General features: G+C 59.9%; 7 protein-coding genes. 3 read left to right on the top strand and 4 right to left on the bottom strand.

Annotated features, from left to right (window positions below; translation table 11 throughout):
- The 3 genes from ABY948_RS11300 to mutT form a co-directional block, all read left to right on the top strand.
- The coding region (locus tag ABY948_RS11300) for an SEC-C metal-binding domain-containing protein (protein WP_461482640.1) at positions 1-819 on the top strand (819 nt) is incomplete at its 5' end.
- Positions 820-967: 148 nt separating this feature from the next.
- A complete protein-coding gene (argJ, locus tag ABY948_RS11295; protein WP_461482639.1) occupies positions 968-2,185 on the top strand; it encodes a bifunctional glutamate N-acetyltransferase/amino-acid acetyltransferase ArgJ in 1,218 nt (405 codons plus the stop codon).
- On the top strand, positions 2,185-2,586 hold the full coding sequence (mutT, locus tag ABY948_RS11290) for an 8-oxo-dGTP diphosphatase MutT (RefSeq protein WP_461482638.1): 402 nt from the start codon (positions 2,185-2,187) through the stop codon (positions 2,584-2,586). Before argJ ends, mutT begins: the two co-directional genes overlap by 1 nt.
- Positions 2,587-2,594: 8 nt before the next feature.
- Here the strand turns inward: mutT and yacG are convergent, their stop codons facing one another.
- From yacG to ABY948_RS11270, 4 genes are all read right to left on the bottom strand, one after another.
- Complete coding sequence (gene yacG, locus ABY948_RS11285; protein ID WP_461482637.1) at positions 2,595-2,789, bottom strand: DNA gyrase inhibitor YacG; 195 nt, start codon at positions 2,787-2,789, stop codon at positions 2,595-2,597.
- Between the two features lie 45 nt (positions 2,790-2,834).
- A complete protein-coding gene (gene coaE, locus ABY948_RS11280; RefSeq protein ID WP_461482636.1) occupies positions 2,835-3,476 on the bottom strand; it encodes a dephospho-CoA kinase in 642 nt (213 codons plus the stop codon).
- Between the two features lie 37 nt (positions 3,477-3,513).
- On the bottom strand, positions 3,514-4,380 hold the full coding sequence (locus tag ABY948_RS11275; RefSeq protein WP_461482635.1) for a prepilin peptidase: 867 nt from the start codon (positions 4,378-4,380) through the stop codon (positions 3,514-3,516).
- 13 nt (positions 4,381-4,393) lie between these two features.
- Positions 4,394-4,590, bottom strand: a 197-nt coding sequence (locus tag ABY948_RS11270; RefSeq protein WP_461482634.1) for a type II secretion system F family protein, incomplete at its 5' end; no start/stop codon positions are given.

Raw genomic sequence — 4,590 nt, 5'->3', positions numbered from 1 at the left:
GAGGGGCGCAACTTCGACATCCGCAAACACCTGCTGGAATTTGACGATGTGGCCAATGACCAGCGCCATGTGATTTACCAGCAGCGCAACGAATTGCTGGCCGCTGAAGACATTGCCGACATTATTACCAATATCCGCGGCGATGTGATTGACAGTGCGATCAGTTTCTATATTCCGCCGCAGAGTCTGGCGGAACAATGGAATGTTTCCGGACTGGAAGAGCACCTCTATGCCGAGTTTGGCCTGAAATTGCCGCTGCAACAATGGCTGGATGAAGACACCCGGCTCCACGAGGAGGGATTGCGCTCCCGCATCCTCGAGGCCGCCAGTGAGGCCTACCAGCAGAAATGCGAGGCGTTGGGGGCGGATATGCGCAGCATCGAGCGACAGGTGATGTTGCAGGTGCTGGATACCCTGTGGAAAGAACACCTCTCCAATATGGACCATTTGCGCCAGGGTATTGGTCTGCGGGCCTATGCGCAGAAAAACCCGCGCCAAGAGTACAAGCGGGAGTCGTTCGAGTTGTTCGAGCAGATGCTCGACACCACCAAGCTGGATACCATCCGCTTCCTCAGCCGCGTCCAGGTGCGCAGCCGCGAGGAAGTGGAAGAGCTGGAAAAGCAGCAACTCGAAGCCCAGCAGCGCCAGCAATTGCGCATGCAGCACGAGGAAATGTCGTCCCTGGGAGGAGAGCCCGGGGCGCAGCAGGAAAATAACGCGCAGCCCTTCGTGCGCGAGGGGCGCAAACTGGGTCGCAATGATCCCTGCCCCTGTGGCAGCGGCAAAAAATACAAACAGTGCCACGGCCGCCTGGCGTAACATTGTTCCCCCGGCCGATTCAGGGTTAAATATCGCCCTGGTCGAGTAGCCTCCCGTTGCCAGCAGCGGGGGGCAATCCCCGATAATAAAAAGAGCCGCGCCCGAAGGGGCGCGGCGCTGTTGTTTTACCTGTCCGAGAGAGATTGCCATGGCGGTGGGAAAAGACTGTTTTCCGGTGATGCATCCGGTAGCGGGGTTCAAACTGGGCACGGCTAGCGCCGGCATTAAAAAGCCGGGCCGCCAGGATCTGGTGGTGATGGAAGTCGCCAAAACGGGAACGGTGGCCGGGGTATTTACCAAAAATGCCTTTTGCGCGGCGCCGGTTCAATTGACCAAGGCCCATATTGAGGCCTCTCCCAGCCGTTATCTGGTCACCAATACCGGTAATGCCAATGCCGGTACCGGCGAAGCCGGCCGTTTGCACGCCCGGCAAGTGTGTGAAGAGATGGCCGGGATAGCTGGCGTCAGTACCGAGGCAGTGCTGCCTTTTTCGACGGGTGTGATTGGCGAGCCGCTGCCGGTGGAGAAAATTCTCAAGGCATTGCCTGACGCTTACGCGGCAATGTCGGAAACGGGCTGGGATCAGGCCGCTCGCGGCATTATGACCACTGACACCCGTCCGAAAGGTGCCAGCGTCAAGTTGCCCCTGGCGGGGGAGATCATCACCATCAGCGGTATTGCCAAGGGCGCCGGTATGATCAAGCCCAATATGGCCACCATGCTGGCCTACGTGGCCACCGATCTCGCCATAGGTCAGGCGGAGCTGCAAACACTGGTCAGCGCTGCCGCCGATGTGTCCTTTAACCGCATCACCGTGGATGGCGACACCTCCACCAATGACTGCGCCATGCTGATCGCCACCGGCGCCGCCCCTGTTGCGCTGGCGGAGCTGTCCGCCGAAGAGCGGGAGCATTTCCAGCTGGCGCTAAACAATCTCTTTATTTCCCTGGCGCAACAGATTGTCCAGGACGGTGAGGGCGCCACCAAGTTTGTCACCGTTACCGTCAAGGGCGGGGCCGATACGGAGGAGTGCCTGGCCGTGGCCTATACCGTTGCCGAATCACCATTGGTCAAAACCGCGCTGTTTGCTTCCGACCCCAACTGGGGGCGGATACTGGCCGCCATTGGCCGGGCCGGATTGGCTGATCTGGACGTGGATGCCATTGAGGTATTTCTCGACGATGTGTTGATTGCCGAAAAAGGTGGCAGGGCGGCCAGTTATACCGAGCAACAGGGCATGGCGGTGATGGCCAAGGCGGAGATCGCGATCCGCATTCAGCTCCATCGGGGTGAGGCGGAGGAGACGGTGTGGACCATGGACTTCTCCCACGAGTACGTCACCATCAACGCCGAATACCGCACCTGATGACCAACCTGGTTCATGTGGCGGCGGCGGTGATTCACCGCGGCGACGGTAGCATCCTGATCGCCCGTCGCCCCGCCCATGTTCACCAGGGCGGTTTGTGGGAGTTTCCCGGCGGCAAAATTGAGGCGGGAGAAACCGTCACCCAGGCGCTGGCCAGGGAGCTTTGCGAAGAGCTGGCGATCCAGGTTATCGCCGCCGAGCCGCTGTTGGTGGTGCGCCACGACTATCCGGATAAAGCCGTTTTGCTGGATGTGTGGTGTGTGACGGAGTTTGCCGGTGAGCCCGTTGGCAATGAGGGACAACCGTTGTGTTGGGTCGGTGTCGCTCAGTTGCGAGATTATCCCTTCCCTGAGGCGAATCAGCCCATTATCGAAGCGGTTGCCGCCAAATTTCTGCCCTGACTGCGCGCTCAGTGCCGGGTTGATTCATCGGCTTCATCATCGGGAAAAACATCCTCTCCGGGAATGCGGAAATTTTCCGTCGCCCAGCCACCAAAATCCAATTGCTGGCAGCGTTGGCTACAGAAAGGGCGGTGGGGTGATTGCTCACCCCAAACAACGGGCTTGCCACATTCCGGGCAATTGACCAGGGTCGTTTTCTTCATTGTCAGTACTTCAGTGGAAAGGTTTACAGGTATAGCCTGGGCTCATCAGTTGGCGCAGTCGGCCTGCCCGGCCAGGTTCAGGTAGTGTCGGTGCAGCCGGGCCACGGCCTCGCCAAGATCGTCAATGGCGCCACTGTTGTCAAGTACGTCATCGGCTCGTTTGAGGCGCTCCTCACGGCTCATCTGACTGTCGATGATGGCGCGGATTTGTGATTTGGTATTGTTGTCGCGCCGGCAGGCCCTTGAAATCTGCAAGGCTTCCGAGGTGTCCACCACCAGCACCCGGTCAACCAGGGCGTGTTGGTCGGTTTCCAGCAGCAATGGCGACTCGAGCACGGTGTAAGGGCCCGTTTCGAGGCTTAGTGATTCCAGAATCAACTGCTGGATAATGGGGTGCAGCAGGGCTTCAAGCCATTGGCGCTGTGCCGGGTCGGCAAAGACTTTTTGCCGCAAATAGGCGCGGTCGAGCGTGCCATCGGCCAGCAGGGCGGCGGCGCCAAACTGCGCGACAATGCCCTGCAACGCCTCGCTGCCGGGCTCGACAGCCTGCCGTGCGGCCTGGTCGGCATCAATAACCGCTATGCCGAGTTTGCGGAATTCATTGGCTACAACACTTTTGCCGCTGCCGATACCACCGGTGAGGCCAATGGTTAGGGTGCTGCTCTTTTTAGAGGGGGAACTCGTCATTTCTGGCCCCCGGGAAGGGCTGTTGCGGGGGCGGCCATCAACCGAACAACGACAGATAGCGGCTGGTGAGTTGTTCTCCCCACAGCAGCGCGATCCAGCCCGCTGTCGCCAGATAGGGGCCAAACGGAATGGGCACCTGCCGGTCGCGGCCCGCGATCAGGATCAGGGCAATGCCGACAACGGCACCCACCAGGGAGGAGAGCAGGATAATCAGCAGCAACTGCTGCCAGCCCAGCCAGGCGCCGAGCGCGGCCAGCAGCTTGAAATCGCCGTGTCCCATGCCCTCCTTGCCGGTCAACAGCTTGAACAGCCAAAAAATCCACCACAGGCTCATGTAGCCGAGTACCGCGCCGAGCACCGCGCTGTCCAGTGAAGTGAAGGTGTTGTTCAGGTTGATCAGCAGGCCGAGCCACAACAGCGGCAGGGTGATGTTGTCGGGCAGCAGCTGCTCGTTGAAATCGATGCCGGTCAAGGCCAGCAGGGACCAGCTGAACAACAGCGCCAGTACCCCCTGGGCTGTGAGCCCGAAATGATAGATCACGAAGGTGGTCATCAGGGCACAGGCAAGTTCAACCAACGGGTATTGCAGGGAAATGGGGGCGGCACAACTGGCGCATCGGCCTCTCAGCAGCAGGTAACTGAGCAGCGGAATGTTGTGCCAGGGTTTGACTGCCGCCCCGCACTTGGGGCAGTGGGAGGCGGGGAAGACGATATTGACCCGGTGCGGATGGGGGTCCGGTTCCAGGCCGAGAAAGTCCCTGGCATCCCGTTTCCAGGCGGCGGATAGCTGCAGCGGCAGCCGGTAAATCACCACATTGAGAAAGCTGCCTATCATCAGTCCAAACAGCAAGCTGACGGGCAATACCACGGCGGGCGAGAGGCCCAGAGTTTCTGGCATGGTCATTTCCGGCAGTTTGCTAGATCACAGCGCCCAGCTTGAAGATGGGTAGGTACATGGCGATCAGCAGGCCGCCCACCAGTACCCCGAGCACCGCCATGATCATCGGTTCCAGCAGGGTGGTGAGGTTGTCGACCGCGTTGTCGACCGCTTCCTCGTAGTGGATGGCCGCCTTTTCCAGCATGTCATCAAGGGCACCGGACTCTTCGCCGATGG

The organism is Porticoccus sp., from assembly GCF_041592135.1.
Taxonomy (GTDB): Bacteria; Pseudomonadota; Gammaproteobacteria; order Pseudomonadales; family Porticoccaceae; genus Porticoccus.
The sequence above is the reverse complement of the archived record's forward strand: the minus strand, read 5'-3'. Positions and strand labels throughout refer to the sequence as shown.